The sequence below is a fragment of the Pedobacter heparinus DSM 2366 genome, assembly GCF_000023825.1.
Classification (GTDB): Bacteria; Bacteroidota; Bacteroidia; order Sphingobacteriales; family Sphingobacteriaceae; genus Pedobacter; species Pedobacter heparinus.
The window spans coordinates 630,953-650,835 of sequence record NC_013061.1 but is presented as its reverse complement, the minus strand read 5'-3'; the positions used below and the strand labels follow the sequence as shown (position 1 = coordinate 650,835).

The following is a 19,883-nucleotide window of genomic DNA, read 5'->3' as shown; positions in this document are numbered from 1 at the left end:
CGAAAATATGTGTGCAAACATAAATTAAATATCTTTAAAAGCGTACTTTTAGTAAAAAGTTTAAAATGAAAAAAGCACTTAAGGTTCTTATTGCAGTCATTTTAATAGGCGCAATCATTTATTTATCAGGCCCAAGGCCACAGCACCCCATTTACAATACCGATCTTCCGGCTGTTCCGGAAATTGCCCGGCTTGACGATTATGTCAGGCAACTGGAGTCGAAACATAAAATAAAACCAGGTAATGAGGCCGAGATCGTTTGGGCAGACAGCAGCTTAAAACAGCAATCTGAATATGCCGTCGTATATCTGCACGGTTATACTGCTTCTAAGGAAGAAGGAAACCCTGTACACTACCACCTGGCCAAAAACATTCATGCCAACCTGTACCTTGCACGACTTGCCGACCATGGTATTGATACCGTTGCCGCAATGGAATATTCGACAGCAGACCGGCTTTGGGGAAGTGCCAAACAGGCCTACGAAATAGGAAAACAGCTAGGCAAAAAAGTTATTCTTGTAGGCACATCTACTGGGGGGACTTTGGCGCTTAAGCTTGCAGCGACTTATCCCGAGGTATATAGCCTCATCCTGATCTCGCCCAATGTCAGGATAAATGACAACCTGGCCTTTATGCTCAATAATCCCTGGGGGCTACAGATTGCCAGGATAGTAATTGGAGGCAAGGAAAGGACTTCGGAAGAGAAAAAACCCGAATATGCAAAATACTGGTACACCAGCTACCGTTTAGAGTCGGCAGTACAGCTACAGGAACTGGTAGAGACCAGCATGAACAAGGCAACCTTTGAAAAAGTAAAGCAGCCCACATTGTTATTGTATTATTATAAAAATGAAGAAGAGCAGGATAAAACCGTTAAGGTAAGTGCTGAACTCTGGATGTTCGACCAGCTAGGCACCCCTGCTCGATTAAAAACAAAGGTAGCTATCCCGAATGGAGGAGATCATGTTTTAGGCTCTTACATTACCTCGAAAGATATCCCTGGGGTAGAAGGGGCGATAGATGGCTTTGTACACAATACCTTGAAGATAAAACCTTAAGGTTTCATTGCTTTTGAGGGACAGGCAAAATCTGTACGCTTCAAATCTGTGTTTTTGAGGGCACCATATCCGCCGGCAATGTCGACCACCTGCTCTATTCCTCTTGCTTTAAGTATAGAGGCGGCAATCATTGACCGGTAACCGCCGGCACAGTGTACGTAATAAGTTTTATCATGGTCAATCTCATTTGTCCAGTCGTTAATGTAATCCAGGGGCCTTGTGAGGGTCATTTCCAGGTGTTCCGACTCATATTCCCCTGGCTTTCTTACATCCAGTACCTGAACCGATGGATCCTCGTTTGCGATAGCCTCAAATTCATTTGCAGTTATGGATTTAACTGTATCCAGCTCTTTATTTGCCTTTTGCCAGGCAGCAGTGCCTCCGGCTAAATAACCGATGGTATTGTCGTACCCTACCCTGGCCAAACGGGTAATGGTTTCTTCTTCTTTTCCATCCTCACAAACCAGTAATAAAGGCTGTTGCAGATCAGTGATCAAAGCACCTACCCATGGAGCAAACTGCCCGTTTAAACCAATATTTATAGAAGATGGGACAAAGGCCTTAGCAAATACCTGCGGATCTCTGGTATCCAGGATCAGGGCGCCGGTTAAATTGGCAAGCGCCTCAAATTCCTCTGGATTTAAGGGCTTAAGCCCTTTTTCATAAACATCATCTACACTTTCATAGCCATGCTTGTTCATGGCTGCATTTTTGGCAAAATATTGTGGCGGCGGCAAAATGCCATCTGTAACCTCTTTGACAAACTGGGCTTTGCTGCCTGCCTTTAATGCATAATTTACTTCTTTTTGATGGCCAAGGGTATCAAACGTTTCCTTACTCATGCTTTTACCACATGCCGAACCTGCGCCATGTGCCGGATAAACCAGCACCTCATCCGGCAGTGTCAATATTTTTTGCTGTAAAGAATCGTATAAAGTCGCCGCCATATCTTCCATAGTCAGGTTGCCCTGCTGGGCCAGGTCTGGCCGCCCCACATCACCAATAAACAGGGTATCACCCGTAAAAATACAATAAGGCCGATCATGTTTATCAGTAAGCAAATAAGTAGTTGATTCCGGCGTGTGCCCGGGAGTATGTAAAGCCGTAATGGTCAGTTCGCCTATTTTAAACTGTTCTCCATCTTTGGCAATATGAGATTTAAAAGAGGTTTTAGCAGTAGGGCCATATACTATTTCAGCTCCAGATTTTTCGGCCAGGTCTATATGGCCGGAAACAAAATCAGCATGAAAATGAGTTTCAAAAATATACCGGATCACCGCATTGTCTTTTGCCGCCCTTTTCAGATAGGGTCCTACTTCACGCAAAGGATCTATAATTGCAGCCTCGCCATTGCTCTCAATGTAATAGGCAGCTTCTGCCAGACAACCGGTATAAATTTGCTCTATTTTCATCTGTTTTCTTATGAAATACAAAAATAAGCTTAATTCGGGTATTAAGGAATACGGACATCTGATTTATGGCTTTCTGATGGCCATAAATCAGTATTTTAGCTCAGCGTTAGCTCTCCACGTAACGATTGCTCCATTAATTTAATCACCTCATCTTTGCCATGGCCCTGTGCCAAAAGGTACATCAACTTGGTAACAGTAGCTTCAAAGGTCATATCATAACCACTTATTACGCCCATTTCCTGCAGCTTTTTACTGGTTTCATATTTACCCAGTTCCACCGACCCCCGCTGGCACTGAGAAATATCAACTATGATTTTGCCCTTAGTGATGGCTTCCTGTAAACAAGCAATGAACCATTCGGCAGTAGTGGTATTTCCGGAACCAAAAGTTTCCAAAACTATGGCATCAACCGAAGAATGGGTAATGGCCATTACCGCCTGTTCTGAAATGCCGGGATACATTTTTAAAACGCCAATATTGGAGTTAAAATCCAACAATACCTGCAGTTCCTTTTCTGGCTGGGGTAGTATATAGTTGTTAAAAAAAGTGAGGTGCACACCAGCTTCGGCCAGGACCGGATAGTTTGGCGAACGGAAAGCTTCAAACTTCTCAGAATTGTACTTAATAGAGCGGTTGCCACGGAACAGCTGGGAATCAAAGTAAATGCAGACCTCAGGTATTTTTGCTTTACCATTTTCTTTGGTTGCAGCAATTTCAAGTGCAGTGATCAGGTTCTCTTTGGCATCTGTCCGGATTTCTCCGATAGGCAGCTGAGAACCTGTAAGAATTACCGGTTTACTTAGGTTTTGAAGCATAAAACTAAGTGCAGAGGCGGTAAACGCCATGGTGTCAGAACCATGAAGGATAACAAATCCGTCAAACTCATCATATCTGGTAAAGATCAGCTGTGCCATTTCGGCCCAGATATCCGGGTGCATGTTCGACGAATCCATTATTGGATCAAAAGAATAAACCTCCAGGTTATAGTTTAGCCTTGCCAGTTCCGGTACATTTTGCTGGATCTGCTTAAAATTGAAAGGGATCAGCGCGCCTGTATCCGCATCATTTACCATACCTATGGTTCCGCCGGTGTATATGATGAGTATTTTGGTCATTCTTAAATTTTAAAAATACTGATGGAATTGGCTGTGGTTACTGCTGCAATTTCTTCAATACTGGTTTCGTATATTTCTGCAAGCTTTTGGGCAATATGTACAAGATAGCTGCTTTCATTGGGTTTACCCCTGTAAGGTGCCGGTGCAAGATATGGAGAATCGGTTTCCAAAACCAGATTTTTAAGGGGTACATGCTTTAATACCTCATCTAACCCGGCCTTTTTATAGGTGACCACCCCACCTATTCCCAGGTAAAACCCTAGTGCGATGGCTTGATTGGCCTGCTCCAGGTTTCCTGTAAAACAATGAAAAATTCCCCGCAGCAATTCTCCTTTTTCTTCCTCCAGTATTTCGAAGATCTCGTCAAATGCTTCCCTGCAATGGATTACAATAGGCAGTTCCAGGTCCTTAGCCCATTTGATCTGCTCACGAAAAGCAGCCTGCTGAAAAGCCAGTGTAGTTTTATCCCAGTAAAGATCAATACCGATCTCTCCAATGGCATAAATATCACGATCTACCATACTTTGACAGATCTCGTCTAAAATATCTTCATAATCTTCCTTTACCTCACATGGATGCAGGCCTGCCATGGCAAAGCAATTTTGTGGAAATTCCTGTACCAGCGCATCAATTTTGGCAATAGAGGCGGTATCTACATTTGGCAGAAACAACCGTCCGACCTGATTGTCAAAACAGCGCTGCATGAGCCGGTTCAGTTTTTCCTCATCTGTTTCATAATACAGATGTGTATGGGTATCTGTTAAAAGCATTGGCGAAGTTAATAAAAACCATCCGAGCTTAACAAATAAAAAAACCCTGCGGGCTTTTGCCTGCAGGGTTTTTTATTTCCTCATCTGCTGCCGGGGGCAGAGCTATTTGATTATTTTTTTGTAGCCGGGGCCGGGGTAACAGGAGAAATTGTTGCTCCCGGAGCTGCTGCTGGTGCCGCAACAGGTTTTTTGATGTCAGTTAACTCTACTTCAAATACAAGCGGAGAAAAAGGACTGATACCACCCTGAGGCATACCACCTTCGCCATAGGCCAGGTTTGAAGGGATGATAAGGGTGATTTTTCCACCTTTACCGATTAGCTGTAAACCTTCGTCAAATCCCGGAATTGCTCTTCCAAGGGTAATAGGACGCGGACCGTACTGAGCCATAGCATTGTGTTTACCTGATTCTTTAGCTACTTTTTCATCACTGGTATCAAAAATATTGTCTTTACCATCAGATTTTTTAGTAGTTAATTTACCAGTATAGTTAACCATCATGGTATCACCTAAAACTGGCTTTACAGCATCACCCGGTTTGCTGATCACATATTGTAAACCAGAAGCCGTAGTGGTTGTTTTAAGGTTATTGTCGGCAATATATTTTTTGATCTTTCCGGCTTCAGCACCTTTCTTTTTCTCAATGCTGGCTTTGTAATCTTTTTCAAAGAAATCCCTTGCTTTTTTCTGGAAGGTAGAATCTGCCTCATTGGCTGCTTTAGCCAATACCTTTTCTACTTTAATGGTAAACACAATGAACTTATCTTTTGTGCCCGGAGGTTTTGGCTGACCGGAATGTTTGGCCATAGTATCCAGATCCAGTTTAAATGTAGCACTGTCACCCTCTCCAAACAAGGTTAAAACATCGTTCATATCACCTGCATACACTTTTTTAGCAACAGGAAAAACCTGAGGCTGATCCATGTCCCAAGTGTTAAACATCACGGAATCTTTTTCGCTTTTCTGGATAAAGTTTAATTTAACAATATCACCTTCTTTAATTTTTGCGTTACCACCATCTTTATGGATGATGTACGAAAGGCCACCCGGACCTTTTTTGTAGTTGTTACAGGCAGCTAAACCAAGTGCAGCTGCGAAGAGAATTACTATACCTTTCTTCATGTGGTTTTTTAAATTATTTTTTTTATATGTTTCTTTTTATTGTCACTCTTTATTGCAATAACTGATTTTTATAATCTGACAAAAGTGCTTTAAACTCCTGTACAGTATCTGTTAAATTTTTATCCGAAAAACCTCCGGCAGCATTTCTGTGCCCTCCGCCGTTAAAGTATTTCTTACAAATCTCGTTCGCAGGGAAATCCCCTGTGGAGCGCAAAGATAATTTAACTTTATCAGTTCTTTCAATAATAAATGCAGCCAATTTAATACCATTAACTGACAATGCATAATTTACAATACCTTCTGTATCACCGGTTACGATTTTGTACCTGTTCAGTTCTTCTTTTGTAACCGTAATAACCGCGGTATTAAACTCTCTCAGCACTTCCAGTTTCTCGCTTAAACAATAACCCAAAAAGCGTAAACGGTTTTCTGTTGCATTATCGTATACCAGCTGATGGATTCTCCAGTGTTCTGCACCGAGATCAATCAGATCGGCCGCGATGCGATATACGGCAGCATTTGCAGATTCAAATCTGAATGAGCCCGAATCTGTCATAATACCAGTATACAGACAGGTAGCAATGTCTTTGTTCATCATCGCCCCATCTCCCAGTTCATTCACAATAAAATCGTAAACCAGCTGGGCAGCAGCACATGCGTTAATGCTCCAATGGCGGTAATCGTCAAAATCTTCAGGTTCCAGGTGATGGTCTATCATGATTTTAAAAGCATTGGAAGCACGCACCAGTTCACCCAGCTCATTGATCCTTGACAGGGTATTAAAATCAAGACAAAAAATAATTGCAGCTTCTTCTACCAGTCTTGCCGATTGTTCCTGATCTTCTGTATAAATAAGCACATCGGCATTATTTGGCAGCCAATGCAGAAAGTAAGGATAGTCTGTTGGGGTAATCAATTTAACATGGTGTCCCTTCTGGATCAGATAGGCATATAACCCCAAAGACGAACCCATCGCATCACCATCAGGTTTGTGATGTGTCGTAATTACAATTTTCTGGGGCGTGGCCAGTAAAGATTTTAATTCTGAAATAGATAGCATAAGTTTCGGTGCAAAGCTAGTAATTTAATGATAATTGAAGCTTATAATATTTAACCTGTAAATCTATATTTAAAGGCAGGCCCAATTATCTGGGTTTCCAGCTTTAATATTAGCAGTATAAAACGTAATTTTGCAAAAATTAATATAAAAGATGAGTACAAACAGAACATTTACCATGATTAAGCCTGATGCTGTTGCTAATGGCCATATTGGTGCTATAATCAATGACATTACTACTGCCGGCTTTAAGATAATTGCATTAAAGTACACTAAATTAACGCCAGAGTATGCTGGTGAATTTTATGCTGTTCACAAGGAACGCCCTTTTTATGCAGATCTGGTAAGCTTCATGTCATCGGGTCCTATTGTGGCTGCCATTCTTGAAAAGGACAATGCAATTGAAGATTTCAGAAAACTGATCGGTGCTACCAATCCCGCTGAAGCCGCTGAAGGTACCATTCGTCAGAAATATGCTAAATCCATCGACGCAAATGCGGTACATGGTTCAGATTCTGATGAAAATGCACAAATTGAAGGAGACTTCTTTTTTACTGCTGCAGAACGTTTTTAAACATTATCGCAATTATTGTCACTAACCCATTAAAAATAAGCATCCCAAAAAGATGCTTATTTTTTTTTAAAGTTTGTACCTTTCAACCCAGAACAAATAAATATAATGAAGAAGATCATCATCACACTTGCGCTCCCTTTTTGCGTATTTGTTGTAAATGCACAAACAAAAGCAAAAAACACAAGTCCGAAAAAAACGACAACAACCGCCAAGGCACCGGCAAAAAGTAACTCAACAACCCTGGTATTTAAATCCACTTTAGATTCGGCCAGCTATGCTTTTGGTAATACCATGGCCAGCAGTATGAAAAACGATGGTTTAAACAGCCTTAATTACGACCTGCTGATCAAAGGCCTGAAAGATGCTTTTGGCGGGGCTACCCCGCTAATCAGCAAAGAAAAGTCGCAGGCCGCCATAAATAACCTGTTTGTTAGTGTAAGCAGGCAAAAAAATGCCCCTACCATTGCTGAAGGAAAAGCTTTTTTAGAAAAAAACAAGCAACAGGCCGGCGTACAGGTTACACCGAGCGGTTTGCAGTACCAGGTCATCAACAGGGGTACCGGCATCAGGCCTAAAGCTACAGATACCGTACTGGTAAATTACAGGGGAACCCTGCTGAACGGCAAACAATTTGACAGCTCTTATGATAGAAAAGAACCACTTTCATTACCATTAAATGGAGTAATTGCAGGCTGGACGGAGGGTGTTCAATTGATGCAGACAGGTTCAAAATATAAGTTCTTTATTCCTTATAACCTGGCCTACGGAGAACGTGCAATGGGGGATGACATACCTGCATACAGCACCCTGATATTCGAAATTGAATTGCTTAAGGTAAACGGAAAACAAGCGGAATAAAAACCATTGTCATTGTTTTTTGTTAAACACTGTAGAAAAACATAAAACCTATGACAACAAAAAAATATTTTCCTTTGGCATTCATTGCCTTTTTATCTACGACACTGATGAGCTGCAAGTTGATAGAGGGCATTTTTAAAGCTGGGATGTGGACAGGCGTAATTGTAGTTGTCCTGGTACTGGCACTTATTATCTGGCTGATCAGTAAAGTGTTTGGTGGATAGCCAACTATTAAAGAAATACAATATCTGTAATCACTTCTGATCCGGCACGTTCATTTATTTTTTGAATGATGCCGGATCTGACCATTAACAGCTCATTTTTGATCACTGAGGACTCGATCCTGACAAACAGTTTTTTCTGTGAAACATAGATTTGAGTAGTCCGGTTTGCGATAGCTTTCCCCATAAGTTCGGGCCATAAAGCCACTACAGAAGTTTCATCAAACTTACCTTTAAGCTTATATACATTTAGCAGCTTGCCAATGCCCTCTTTAAGTGTAATGTCATTAGGTTTACGCATGGTTGATTGCCCCGTTATTGACTTCAAACAAAGTTACCGGTACCTGAATTTTATTAAATACCGCCAGCACCCTTTCCTTCCCCGTATCTGTTATAAAGATCTGTCCAAAATCATGGTGTGATACCATTTCCATCAGTTTATGCATCCGCTTATCATCCAGTTTATCAAAAATATCGTCCAGCAACAGCAAAGGTTTAAAGCCTTTATATTTCTGAAGATAAGCATATTGCGCCAGTTTCAGTGCAATTAAAAAAGATTTTTGTTGCCCCTGTGAGCCAAACTTCTTTAACGCCATATCGCTAATGGTAAATATCAGCTCATCCTTATGAATACCCGTAGTCGTTCTTTCCAGCACCTTGTCTTTTTCTACAGACTGCTGCAGCAATTGCTCAAAGGCAGCATCATTCAGCTGACTCTGATATTGCAAACTTACCCTTTCCTGATCTTCTGTTAAAAACTGGTAATATTTATCAAACAAGGGAATAAATTCAATCATAAACTGCTGCCGTTTGGCATATATCTTTAAACCTGAAGCCACAAGCTGATCGTTATAGATTTCCAGCAAGGTAGGATCATAACTTCTGGTTACCGCTATTTGTTTTAGCAGGGCGTTCCGGTTCAACAAATGTCGGTTGTACAGAATCAGTTCATCCAGGTAATTTGTATCAGTCTGCGAAATCACGTTATCCATAAAACGCCGTCTTTCCTCACTTCCCTCCATAATAATATTGGTATCATAGGGCGAGATCATGACCAGTGGAAAAAGTCCGATATGATTGGCCAGTTTGTCGTATTCTTTTTTATTTCGCTTAAACTGTTTCTTCTGATTTCTTTTTACCCCGCAGGTGATCTTTTCATTTTTTTCCTGACGATCAAAATCTCCCTGAATTAAAAACAGGTCCTGCCCCGCCTTGATCTGCTGTGTATCGATTGGATTAAAGTACCCTTTGCACAGGCAAAGGTAATGGATGGCATCGAGTAAATTGGTTTTACCCGCTCCATTATCCCCTACAAAAGCATTTACTGTTTTTGAAAAACTAACATTTGCATCTGTATAGTTCTTAAAATTAAGAAGGGTAATGTTTTTTAACCACATAGTATCAATACTCAAAGTTACCGTTTAGCTTTGTGAATTCTATGAATTGTTTTTATTGAATTCACACTCAGTTCATTAATTTTAGTTAAATACTTAAAAAAGGGGTTGATACTTTGATGTAAAAACGTATTTTTGCAATCCTTAATTTTTTTAAATAAAATGTCTGTAGCAGAAAAAGAAATAAATCAACCGGTAAGAAAAGGCTCTTTTTTAGAAGAAAATTCGAAAAGTCTTTTATTCATTGCAGGTGCAGTTGTTGTATTGGTAGCCATTTACTTTTGGTACCAGAATGTATACCTTAAAAACAGAGCTGAAGAAGCTTCTGCAAAAATGTATAGGGCAGAACAATACATTGGTGGTCCGGATTCACTGGCCAACAAGGCTATAAATGGTGAAGGTGGTTACCCGGGTTTAGAAAAAATAGCTGATGAGTATGACAATACCAAATCTGCAAATCTTGCCAATCTATATCTTGGCGGTATTTATTTACGTAAAGGTGAGTATAAAAAAGCTACTGAAGTTTTAGGAAAATATTCGGAAACCGGAAGTGTAGTTGCAGATCCGCTGGCACTGGGACTTTTGGGCGATGCTTACAGTGAGCTGAAAGATTTCAAGCAGGCAGCCACTTATTATAAAAAAGCGGCCGACAAAGCCAGCAATAAATTTACTTCACCAATGTTTCTTAAAAAACTAGGTTTGGTTTATGAAAATAACAAGGATTTTAAATCGGCTGAAGAGGCTTACACCAAGATAAAAACACAGTATCCTGAAAGTCAGGAAGCAGCAATGATAGATGAATACATTGCACGTGCTGCTGCGCAGGTAAAATAAAAGAGACACTTTAAAAAGGCCCTGTATACGTTTGTATGCAGGGCCTTTTTTTTGCAGTAAACATGATCATCAGCCTGTTCTAAGTATAAGAGAATTATTCCATAACTTAGCGGCAATTAAAATCAGATGGCAGTATTAAATAGAAAAGAAGAGAAAATTGAGGCGGTATTAAAAGAACTTCCTAAGGATTATACAGATAAAGATTTTGTAGCCATGTTTATTAAGCTCTATTCCCGGGACTGGGGTAAGATAAAGGCAAATTATATCAAACAAAATCAGGATAAAGTAATAGGAACTGTTGTTAAAATGCCCAAACCAGAACTCTATTTAAAACACCTGCTAACGATTTATCTGGATAACCAAAAATAAAAGCACGAAACATACCATTTCTACTTGCATGAAAAGAGTTGTGATACTAACTGATGCGGGCATCAGCGCTGAAAGCGGTCTAAAGACTTTCAGGGATGCTGATGGTTTGTGGGAAGGATACAACATAGCAGATGTTGCAACTCCGGAAGCATGGAAGCGCAATCCGGAACTGGTGCAACGTTTTTATAATGAAAGGCGTAAATCTGTAATAGAAGCGCAACCAAATGCGGCACATAAAGCACTGACTCTATTACAAACGAAATATAATGTTCACATCATTACCCAGAATATAGATGATTTGCATGAAAGGGCCGGTGCTGAAAATGTACTGCACCTGCATGGGATCATCACCCGTTCACAGTCTGATGTGGATTCGGCGGTAACCTATCCCATTGAGGGCTGGGAGATCGGACCTTCAGCTGTATGTGAATACGGTATGCCATTACGCCCCCATGTAGTATGGTTTGGAGAAAATGTACCTAACCTGATGCCAGCTGCAAAAATTTGTGCGAAAGCTGATATTTTTGCAGTTATCGGAACCTCTCTTGTGGTTTATCCGGCTGCCGGGCTTACAGATTATGTACCGGACACAGCGCTTAAATACGCCGTAGATCCAAATATCCCTCAGATAAAGGGCAATTTTAAAAGAATAGAGAAGGCGGCCACCATAGGGGTACCAGAAATGGTAAAGGAACTGATGAACCTGGCGTAAACAAAAAAGCATCCATAAAATGGATGCTTTTTTCAATTATAAAATAAGTTGATTAGCTGATCTTAACATTGATGGCATTTAAGCCTTTTTTACCTTGCTCAACATCATAGCTAACTGAATCATTCTCGCGAATGCTATCAATTAAACCTGAAGAGTGTACAAAGATTTCGCTATCACCATTAGCTGGTACGATAAATCCAAAACCTTTTGTTTCATTGAAAAATTTTACTGTTCCTTGTTGCATTGTATTTAATTTATCCTCAAATGTAAATATAATTATCGGATAATCAAGTATTTATATTCAACAATCGTTAAAACTGCTTTATAAATGCCTACAGGGCACTAATTACTGCTTTCTTTCAGCATAGCGAACAGATCGCCGGCAGCGCCATCAAACTTATTCCCATTTACAAAAAAAGAAGGCGTACCGTTCACCCCACTTCTGATACCGCTTTCAAAATCTGATTCTACTTTATCACGCAGGGCCTCATTTTGCAGGTCCCTTTCAAACTGCTCGGGGTTTAAACCGAGCTTACCGGCCAGCACAAATAAACTATCATAACTTAATGAAGCCTGATGTTCAAATATCATATCGTGCATTTCCCAGTATTTATGCTGCAGCCCTGCGGCTTCGGCAGCAATAGCAGCGATTGTTGCATATCTGTGCGATTCAGCTAAAGGAAAATTTCTAAATACAAACCTGACCTGGTCACCAAATACTTTAAGTATTTCTTTAGTTACCGGATGTGCCGCAGCACAATGCGGACATTGGAAATCACCATATTCTACAATTTCTACAGCAGCATCAGCATGACCAATGACATGATCACCCGGCCCTACCGGGGGTTTTAATAAAGATCCCATATTATTTTTTCTTTAATGATTCAAGTGCATCCAGTATGCCGTCAGCACCTGGGTTAATTGCAGTGGGTGACAAATAGCTCCAGGCAATCCTTCCTTCCTTATCAATTACAAATAATGCCCTTTTGCATTCTCCCTCTTCGTCATCATAAACCCCATACTTTTTTGACACTTCACCTTTAGGTTCAAAATCAGCCAGTAGCGGAAAATGTAGGTTTCTCGACTGTGAAAAAGCGAGGTGGCACCATTTACTATCCACAGATATACCCAATAGCATCGCATCATGTTTTGAAAAATATTTCAGGGTTTCGTTGTAAAGTGCCATCTGATCACTGCAAACCGGACTCCAGTCGGCCGGATAAAATGCAAGGATCACATTTTTTCCTTTTAATTCACTCAATACAATTTTCTGATCGGGTGTGGCATACAATGTAAAATCTGGTGCCCTCTCTCCTTTTTTCAGCATTTAATTTTCTTTTAGGTTGGCAAAATCACCACGTTAATAACAGCGCCAGGCTTAAAATGTTTAACAGCAAAATCCAAACAAAAGTGTAGTTTAACTGATTTTTCCCTAAGTTTGCGGCATGGCAACACAATTAAAAAACCTATCCGATTTTTCTCATACTACAGTACCTGATGGCAGTACTTTTAAATTTGCTATTGCCGTAGCAGAATGGAATGCTGAGATTACCGGCAGCCTTTATAAGGGTGCGCTGGAAACCCTGCTTAAACATGGGGTACCTGCAGAAAACATCATTTCTGTACCTGTACCCGGCAGTTTTGAATTAACTGCTGCTGCAGAAATTCTTTTACAAAAACACAAAGATCTTGATGCAGTAATCTGTCTTGGATGTGTTATACAAGGTGAGACCAAACATTTCGATTTCATATGTGATGCGGTAGCCAATGGCATTACCGATGTTGGTATTAAGCACAGCAAGCCAGTGATATTTGGTGTACTGACCACCAACGACCAGCAGCAAGCGATAGACAGGGCCGGTGGTAAACACGGAAATAAAGGTGATGAAGCGGCCATTACAGCATTAAAAATGGCAGAACTTTTAGCTACAGTATAACAAACTTTGATTCTTTTATTAAAAACTGTAGATTAGTAGTCATATTCAATTATAAACAAATGAAAAAAGTTGCAATACTATTGCTTGGCGTGTTTTTTGCAATAACCATTTTGGAAGCCTGTTCTAACAAAATTTGCCCGGCTTACAGTTCGTATCCGGAAGGCAAAAGAAGAAGGGGATAAAACCGGTAATTACTAAAATCAGGATAAAGATGCAGTGGAAAAATATTACTAATCCGGAACAAGTTAGCGAAATACAGCAACAAGAAGGATACAGCTTAATTTTTAAGCACAGTACGCGTTGCTCCGTAAGCTCAATGGCTAAAAGACGCTTTGAAATGGACTGGTCTGTTATCCCCGAAAATACCAGGCTTTATTTTTTAGACCTCATCAGCTACCGGGCTATTTCTGCACAAATAGCTGATACCTTCCAGGTGCAGCATGAGTCGCCGCAAATCCTGGTGGTGAAAAACGGCGACTGCATATTAGATGCTTCACACAGCGATATCTCGGCAGAAGAAGTTGCCGAAGTGATCAACAACAATTAGCTATTTGTCTGCCCTTGCCCTTTCTTCCCGTCTAACCGCCAGCCAGCCACTATAAAGCAAATTGGTATCCAGAACCGGTTTTGGAAAAAATAAGCTGGCCACATAACCCACAACAATAACGATGAGATGGCTGTATACACCCAGCATCAGCTTATGGTGTGTAAAGTTATACTTACCAAAATCTAACAACAGCGATTTATTTGCCCCAATTCCGATTTCTGTAGAAGTTAAAAATGCATATGCCGTAAAAAGAATGCAGACTACAATGGCAATGGTAATTCCTTGATTATTGGCCCTGGCACTAAATAAACCCAGTAAAAACATACCTACAATGCCGCCTGAAAATATGGCGTACAGCGTAAATACGATCCCCAGCACCCCTTCATTTCCGGCATTCAGATACAACATGGCTATTCCTATAGAGATCAGCCCAGATAAGGCAACAATATATTTCGATGCCTTTAAATAAGCCTTATCTGTTTTGCCGGGCCTTAATTTCTTATAATAGTCTTCTACCCCCACTGCAGCAAGAGAATTCAGATCGGCGCTTAAACTACAGATGGCTGCAGAAATCATTGCGGAAAGAATTAACCCTATGACACCTGTTGGCAGTTTGGTCATAATAAAATAAGGGAAAACAGCATCAGGTCTTATATCTGCCGGAATTGGGTTTTGCTTATAAAACACAAACAATGCAGTTCCTATAAACATAAACAAGATCCATACCGGAACGGTTAACAAGATACCCAGCAGTGATGCGCGGATGGCCGACCGGTCAGTTTTTGCAGTCAGGTAACGCTGCACCACCGTCTGATCTGTTGCGTACTTCTGTACCGCATAAAAAGCCCCGTTTATAGCCATCACCAGAAAAGTCAATTTGGTAAGGTCCCATTCATAAGGTCCAAAACCTGTTCTGCCGTTAGCAGAAGCAATTTTCCAGACTTCAGCCGGACCTCCGTCTACAGAAAAGAGCAATATACTGATGCAAATGATCCCGCTGGCAAAAAGCATAAAGCCCTGAAATACATCCAGCCAGATTACTGCCTCAATTCCTCCCAGTAAATTGACAATGATAATTATAGCCCCCACAACCAGAATAATTATAGCGGTATTGACATGGATCATACTACCTAAGGCCACCGCAAGCAGAAAAAAAACTGTGCCCATACCAGAAAACTGCCTCAGCACAAAGGCCAGTGAACTGTAATATCGGGCAAAAGAACCAAATCTCTGCTCAAAATATTCGTAAGTACTCAAATTGATCACTTTCCGGTATAAGGGAACAATAAACCAGATTACGCCAAGCAGCACTACAGGTACCATTAAGCCCTGAACCAGTAAGATCCAGTTAGAAGAATATCCCGTACCCGGGTAAGCCAGGAATGTTACACTGCTGATCAATGTGGCGAGCAGCGAGATCCCTATTGCCCAGGAAGGGATCTTGCCTTTCGCAAGGAAATAATTTTTTGTCGTTTTCTGTCCCCTGGCAAATACCAGTCCGAACACGAGCGTTCCTATCAAAAATACTATAATAATGATGTAATCTAATACATGCAGTGATGAGTTCATACTTGGTTTTGGTTATAAGGTTTTATTGATTAGGGTTTATGTGAATACTTCCATATGGAAGATGGCCAGGTGTAGCTGCCAGGTTTCATTGTTAGGTGTAAACTTTTATTTTCTTCAACCTTCATTCTGATCACACCAGGAGCCAGTTCTTGTGTAGGATGAAATTTTCTGTATTCCAGTTTCTCTATGATGGCAGATGCTGTTGCCCCTCCTTCTATCACCAGTTCCTCCAGCTGAACACCTTGCATGACATTGGCTATTACTGTTGCAATTGTTTTTCCCAGCTCGGACGAAAGATTTTCTACCCTGGGTTCTTCAATAACATTAATGGCTACTATCACTGTTCCCGACTGCTGAACCCCTTTTAGAATTTCTCTTTCCCAATGCGCCATGTATGCCGATTTTTCTGCTGGCTTGCAAAACATCCTTGAGGGCATGTATGAAACATATTGCCCTGCCTGACGGGCATCCTCTACTACACTTCTGCTCAATGGAAAAGCACTTCCACATACATAAATTACCTTCTTTCCAAATGCAAAACCGGCAGGGTCGGTATACGGATGTACTTTAATTTTTCTCAGTAGCGCATTGAAAAAACTGGATCCGCCTGCCATTATGGTTTCCTCATCAACCCGGCCCGCCCAATGGTCCAGGTCGGCCTCATCAGTAGTATTGCCAATAATCAAGCCCTTGTCTGGCATAAGTTCAGCTCTTGAAATGACAACAGTATCCTTACCAGCCCCATCACCCATCAGATCTATCACCCTGGAAGAGCCAATCTGGTGTTTCACATTGCGGGCAAAGGTTGAGTCTTTTAAAGGCAGCCCTTCATAATAGTATATTCCATCTTTAATAACACGTTTTAAAGATGGATTGGCCGGAATCAATAAAGCCCTTCTTTTCTGGGAAACAGCCATCTGCTCTAAAAGCTCTTCCCCTACATTGCCCCTCAATACGGAGTCTATTTTTTTATAAATGATTTCCGGACTAAGACTGAGGAGCTGTAAAGTAAGCTCACGAATGGTTTTTCTTGCTTCCTGCGGAGGTTTTGACCTGGTATTTGTTGCAATGATCAGGATATCTGTTTCCGTGCCTTTTTGTACGCGTGTATCTATAATAGCATTCCAACCCTGTCTTAAAGCAATTCCCCCAATTTCTGCCGCTCCTGTAAAATCATCCGCAATAACTGCTATCATATACTTTCTTTTTATTTGGTACGCACCATGTTAACGGCATACTCGATTGCTAAATTCATCGCGTCGGCGCTGGCTATTCCCCTTCCGGCAATTTCCATTGCTGTACCATGATCTACTGAAGTTCTTATGATAGGCAGCCCTAAGGTAATGTTTACTCCCCTAACACTTTTCATTTGCCTGGCGGACTTATCCCAGTTAAACCCAACCACTTTAAAAGGGATATGGCCCTGATCATGGTACATCGCTACAATCCCATCATATACGCCACCTATGGCTTTAGGAAATAGCGTATCGGCGGGCACCGGGCCTTCTACCGTATATCCTCTGCGTCTTGCCTCCTCAATAGCCGGAATGATTTCCAGCTGTTCTTCCTCGCCAAACAGGCCGCCATCGCTGGCATGCGGGTTTAATCCGGCAACCCCAATTTTAGGATTGCTGATGCCCAATTGCCGACAGGCAGAAACAATCAGTTCAATGGTATCCAGTATTCTTTGTTTTTTTACCAGGTCGCATGCCTGTCTTAAGGAAACGTGTGTAGACACATGGATTACCCTCAGGTCATCTTCCACCAGCAACATCCCGTATTTCTTCGTATCTGTATAATGTGCATAAATCTCGGTATGCCCTGAAAATTTATGCCCTGCCAGATGAATAGATTCTTTATTGATCGGTCCGGTTACCGTAGCATCTACCAAACCCTTCATCGCCAGATCAATCACTTTAACTACTGTATTGAAAGCGGCAGCACCTGCTGCAACAGAATTTTGTCCGGTCACAATATCGGCACTTGCATATTCAAGATCATATACATCAATACTGCCAAACTCAAATTTTGCATCTTTAACATCCTTTACAGCGTTGACAACCAGATCCAGTCCGCAAAATCTGATCGCGTCCTTACAGATCTCTGCATCACCCACCAATAGTGGCTTACAGATTTCATATATACCAGCATTAGCCAGCGCTTTTACAGCTACTTCAGGGCCAATACTTGCGGGATCTCCCATCGTTATACCTAAAATAGGTTTTTTATTATTCGTTTTCATTACTAGTGTTTACATTAATTAAGTGATCAAACTCCGCCCTCATCCTGGTTACAATTGACTTTTCTTCTTCGGCCGGCAACTGATATAAAGGCGGCAACATTGCTGTTCCACAAAGTGAATAAGCAGACATCATGATTTTGAGTACCGGGAGCGCCTTGCTTAATACGCGGTCTTTCTGATAAATTTCTGACAGGTAATCTGCTTTGACCTGCGCAGCAGTTGCCAGTACTTTATTCCCAGCTACAGCCGCATCAAAAATAGATTGATAAAGTCCGGGGGCCAGGTTTCCAGTACTGGGCACAATGCCATCAGCACCTAAAAACAGGGCTTGCTGCGATTTTAATGCCCAGCCTAGCAAGTAAGCAAAATCAGGACGGTCTTTCCATCTGGAAATGGCATCAATCATACGTTCCTCGCCCTTTTCTGAATCTTTAAATCCCAATATGTTTTGGTGATGGCTCAATTGTTCTACCACATCAAGCGGAATACTCAGATGTGTAGTGGCCGGAATGTTATAAATGATCAAAGGCAGGGGTACCTCATCGGCCAGCTGTTCAAAATACCTCAACTGCTGGTCAGGCTCTACCGGATAATAGGAGGGCATGGTAGATACCAGGGCATCCACCCCAAGGTCGGTAAACAGCTTTGCTTCGGCAACTACCTCCGAAAAGCAATTTCCCGAAATACCTGCATAAACTGTTTTTGCTCCTGCGTTAGCCTTCACTACAGCCGAAACTAACCTGGCCCTTTCCTCTTTCGCTATAGAAACCGATTCTCCGGTTGTACCCAATAAAAACGGGTGTGCCCCATAGCTGGATAAATGTTCGGTTATCCTGGCTGCAGCTGCTACATCAACTTTAAACGCTGGTGTAAATGGGCTGATCATAGGCACCACTACTCCATTAAATTTTTTCTCCATCATCATTTAAAATGCCGATTTGTAAATTTCTTTTGCATCTTCCAATGCCACTTCTCTTAAATTATTTTTCAGTAGCCGCTCTATTTTAACGGCATCTATAGCCATGGCCTCAATGGCGCTGAACGGCACATTTACCTCAGCAAGTGAAGCTGGTAAACCGCAGTCCCGGATCAGTCTTTTCAGTAACTCTACCCCAGCTCTTGCCGTTTCCAGGGCTGTACTTTTAGGTTCAGCACCGAGTGCTATAGCGATCGCCGAATAGCGTTCCGGTGCAGCGGAAAGGGTAAACTCCATAACTGCCGGGAGTAAAAGCGCTATAGATAAGCCGTGATTGATATGGAATTTCACCCCGAGCGGATAAGCAAGTGCATGAACAGCAGCGGTATTAACCGGGCCCAGACACATTCCACCGTACATGCTGCCCAGGGCAACCTGCGACCTTGCCTCAAGATCTGTCCCGTCATCACATGCCCTTTTCAGGTATTTAGCCACTAAGCTTATCCCTTCCAGGGCAATCAAATCGGTTACCGGATGCGAAAATTTATTGGCATAAGCTTCCAGGCAATGTGTCAGGGCATCAATTCCGGTTGCGGCCGTAATCGCTTTCGGAACAGAAACAGTTAGTACCGGATCAATATAAGCTGCGTCAGGGACTAAGAAAGGACTGATTACACCAACTTTATTTCCATTTGCATCTACAAAGATGGCATTGGGCGAAACCTCACTTCCTGTACCCGATGTGGTAGGGATGCAGGCTAAATAGGTTGCTCTTTCTGCCAGATTTCCTTTTCCTATAACAGTTGTGGTACTTTGTGTGTTTAACAGTTGTGCAGCTACCAGTTTAGCTACATCCAATATGCTTCCCCCGCCTATTCCCACTACACTGTCCGCTTTAAAAGCCCTTGCTTCTTCCAGAATTTCCTCAAAATCCTCAAAAGAAGGCTCTTTGGCAATGGAAGTATTTTGTTTAATCACTATTCCGGCAGCATCCAGTTTTTCCATTTTCTTTGCCAGCTGCCCTTCCAGACCAGTGAAACTTAAAACAAATAGCCTTTTCAGGCCCAGTTCCAGATAGTCTTGTATAAACTGATCAAAACAATTTGTTCCAAAAACCAGTCTGTTAGGATTTAACAATGTTATTACTGATGTATGATGCATATTATATTTTTGCTTA

Annotated in this window: 24 protein-coding genes; 9 read left to right on the top strand and 15 right to left on the bottom strand. The window is 41.5% G+C overall.

Translation table 11 applies throughout. The features are described 5' to 3' along the window. Nucleotides 1-65 precede the first annotated feature (65 nt). Complete coding sequence (locus PHEP_RS02725) at nt 66-1,058, top strand: alpha/beta hydrolase (RefSeq protein ID WP_012780721.1); 993 nt, start codon at nt 66-68, stop codon at nt 1,056-1,058. On the opposite strand, the gene PHEP_RS02720 is transcribed toward PHEP_RS02725, so the two are convergent. From PHEP_RS02720 to PHEP_RS02700, 5 genes are all read right to left on the bottom strand, one after another. Further along, nucleotides 1,055-2,470, bottom strand: coding sequence for an MBL fold metallo-hydrolase (locus tag PHEP_RS02720; protein ID WP_012780720.1), 1,416 nt, complete (start codon nt 2,468-2,470; stop codon nt 1,055-1,057). The two genes, PHEP_RS02725 and PHEP_RS02720, sit on opposite strands and share 4 nt — an antisense overlap. Nucleotides 2,471-2,565: 95 nt before the next feature. Further along, nucleotides 2,566-3,585, bottom strand: a complete 1,020-nt coding sequence (locus PHEP_RS02715) for an asparaginase (protein WP_012780719.1) — start codon at nt 3,583-3,585, stop codon at nt 2,566-2,568. A gap of 2 nt (nt 3,586-3,587) precedes the next feature. After that, the gene (locus PHEP_RS02710; RefSeq protein ID WP_012780718.1) at nt 3,588-4,355 is read right to left on the bottom strand and encodes a TatD family hydrolase; all 768 of its coding nucleotides are present in this window, start codon (nt 4,353-4,355) and stop codon (nt 3,588-3,590) included. 110 nt (nt 4,356-4,465) lie between these two features. After that, the gene (locus PHEP_RS02705; RefSeq protein ID WP_012780717.1) at nt 4,466-5,476 is read right to left on the bottom strand and encodes an FKBP-type peptidyl-prolyl cis-trans isomerase; all 1,011 of its coding nucleotides are present in this window, start codon (nt 5,474-5,476) and stop codon (nt 4,466-4,468) included. A 49-nt stretch (nt 5,477-5,525) separates the two neighbouring features. After that, the gene (locus tag PHEP_RS02700) at nt 5,526-6,536 is read right to left on the bottom strand and encodes a DHH family phosphoesterase (RefSeq protein ID WP_012780716.1); all 1,011 of its coding nucleotides are present in this window, start codon (nt 6,534-6,536) and stop codon (nt 5,526-5,528) included. Nucleotides 6,537-6,687: 151 nt separating this feature from the next. Here PHEP_RS02700 and PHEP_RS02695 point away from each other — a divergent pair, with 151 nt between their 5' ends. The 3 genes from PHEP_RS02695 (at nt 6,688) to PHEP_RS22140 (ending at nt 8,189) form a co-directional block, all read left to right on the top strand. Next, nucleotides 6,688-7,107: a nucleoside-diphosphate kinase gene (locus tag PHEP_RS02695; RefSeq protein WP_012780715.1), complete on the top strand. Its 420-nt coding sequence runs from the start codon at nt 6,688-6,690 to the stop codon at nt 7,105-7,107. A gap of 105 nt (nt 7,108-7,212) precedes the next feature. Next, nucleotides 7,213-7,965 (top strand): BamJ family beta-barrel-assembly machinery protein, encoded by a 753-nt coding sequence (locus PHEP_RS02690; RefSeq protein WP_012780714.1) that lies wholly within the window; start codon nt 7,213-7,215, stop codon nt 7,963-7,965. 50 nt (nt 7,966-8,015) lie between these two features. Then, nucleotides 8,016-8,189 carry a hypothetical protein gene (locus PHEP_RS22140; RefSeq protein WP_012780713.1) on the top strand — a complete coding sequence of 58 codons (174 nt, stop codon included), beginning with the start codon at nt 8,016-8,018 and terminating at the stop codon, nt 8,187-8,189. Nucleotides 8,190-8,196: 7 nt separating this feature from the next. Here the strand turns inward: PHEP_RS22140 and PHEP_RS02680 are convergent, their stop codons facing one another. Together PHEP_RS02680 and recF are read right to left on the bottom strand one after the other, a co-directional pair. Beyond that, complete coding sequence (locus PHEP_RS02680; protein ID WP_012780712.1) at nt 8,197-8,487, bottom strand: DciA family protein; 291 nt, start codon at nt 8,485-8,487, stop codon at nt 8,197-8,199. Beyond that, entirely contained in the window at nt 8,480-9,583 is a 1,104-nt protein-coding gene (gene recF / locus PHEP_RS02675) for a DNA replication/repair protein RecF (RefSeq protein ID WP_012780711.1), read from the bottom strand. The genes PHEP_RS02680 and recF overlap by 8 nt, the downstream gene beginning before the upstream one ends. 159 nt (nt 9,584-9,742) lie before the next feature. Here recF and PHEP_RS02670 point away from each other — a divergent pair, with 159 nt between their 5' ends. From PHEP_RS02670 to PHEP_RS02660, 3 genes are all read left to right on the top strand, one after another. Continuing rightward, a complete protein-coding gene (locus tag PHEP_RS02670; protein ID WP_012780710.1) occupies nt 9,743-10,414 on the top strand; it encodes a tetratricopeptide repeat protein in 672 nt (223 codons plus the stop codon). A 126-nt stretch (nt 10,415-10,540) separates the two neighbouring features. Beyond that, nucleotides 10,541-10,783 carry a hypothetical protein gene (locus PHEP_RS02665; protein ID WP_012780709.1) on the top strand — a complete coding sequence of 81 codons (243 nt, stop codon included), beginning with the start codon at nt 10,541-10,543 and terminating at the stop codon, nt 10,781-10,783. 28 nt (nt 10,784-10,811) lie between these two features. After that, nucleotides 10,812-11,495, top strand: coding sequence for a Sir2 family NAD-dependent protein deacetylase (locus PHEP_RS02660; protein ID WP_012780708.1), 684 nt, complete (start codon nt 10,812-10,814; stop codon nt 11,493-11,495). 52 nt (nt 11,496-11,547) lie between these two features. Here the strand turns inward: PHEP_RS02660 and PHEP_RS02655 are convergent, their stop codons facing one another. The 3 genes from PHEP_RS02655 to PHEP_RS02645 all read right to left on the bottom strand — a co-directional run bounded on the left by PHEP_RS02655 (nt 11,548) and on the right by PHEP_RS02645 (nt 12,822). Then, nucleotides 11,548-11,739 (bottom strand): cold-shock protein, encoded by a 192-nt coding sequence (locus PHEP_RS02655; protein WP_012780707.1) that lies wholly within the window; start codon nt 11,737-11,739, stop codon nt 11,548-11,550. A 98-nt stretch (nt 11,740-11,837) separates the two neighbouring features. Then, entirely contained in the window at nt 11,838-12,359 is a 522-nt protein-coding gene (locus PHEP_RS02650) for a DsbA family protein (RefSeq protein ID WP_012780706.1), read from the bottom strand. Nucleotide 12,360: 1 nt separating this feature from the next. Continuing rightward, on the bottom strand, nt 12,361-12,822 hold the full coding sequence (locus PHEP_RS02645) for a redoxin domain-containing protein (RefSeq protein ID WP_012780705.1): 462 nt from the start codon (nt 12,820-12,822) through the stop codon (nt 12,361-12,363). A 118-nt stretch (nt 12,823-12,940) separates the two neighbouring features. Between PHEP_RS02645 and ribH the strand changes: the two genes are divergently transcribed. Then, nucleotides 12,941-13,432, top strand: coding sequence for a 6,7-dimethyl-8-ribityllumazine synthase (gene ribH, locus PHEP_RS02640; protein WP_012780704.1), 492 nt, complete (start codon nt 12,941-12,943; stop codon nt 13,430-13,432). Between the two features lie 211 nt (nt 13,433-13,643). After that, entirely contained in the window at nt 13,644-13,979 is a 336-nt protein-coding gene (gene ytxJ / locus PHEP_RS02635) for a bacillithiol system redox-active protein YtxJ (protein WP_012780703.1), read from the top strand. On the opposite strand, the gene PHEP_RS02630 is transcribed toward ytxJ, so the two are convergent. Genes PHEP_RS02630 through PHEP_RS02610 form a run of 5 tightly spaced genes read right to left on the bottom strand, consistent with a single transcriptional unit; the run spans nt 13,980 to nt 19,867 of the window. Further along, nucleotides 13,980-15,548 carry a sodium:solute symporter family protein gene (locus PHEP_RS02630; protein ID WP_012780702.1) on the bottom strand — a complete coding sequence of 523 codons (1,569 nt, stop codon included), beginning with the start codon at nt 15,546-15,548 and terminating at the stop codon, nt 13,980-13,982. It abuts the gene before it with no gap. Nucleotides 15,549-15,577: 29 nt separating this feature from the next. After that, nucleotides 15,578-16,744, bottom strand: coding sequence for a four-carbon acid sugar kinase family protein (locus tag PHEP_RS02625; RefSeq protein ID WP_012780701.1), 1,167 nt, complete (start codon nt 16,742-16,744; stop codon nt 15,578-15,580). Nucleotides 16,745-16,755: 11 nt separating this feature from the next. Further along, nucleotides 16,756-17,790, bottom strand: coding sequence for a 4-hydroxythreonine-4-phosphate dehydrogenase PdxA (gene pdxA, locus PHEP_RS02620; protein ID WP_012780700.1), 1,035 nt, complete (start codon nt 17,788-17,790; stop codon nt 16,756-16,758). Further along, on the bottom strand, nt 17,777-18,715 hold the full coding sequence (locus PHEP_RS02615) for a dihydrodipicolinate synthase family protein (RefSeq protein WP_012780699.1): 939 nt from the start codon (nt 18,713-18,715) through the stop codon (nt 17,777-17,779). Before PHEP_RS02615 ends, pdxA begins: the two co-directional genes overlap by 14 nt. Then, nucleotides 18,716-19,867: an iron-containing alcohol dehydrogenase gene (locus tag PHEP_RS02610; RefSeq protein WP_012780698.1), complete on the bottom strand. Its 1,152-nt coding sequence runs from the start codon at nt 19,865-19,867 to the stop codon at nt 18,716-18,718. Nucleotides 19,868-19,883: the final 16 nt, after the last annotated feature.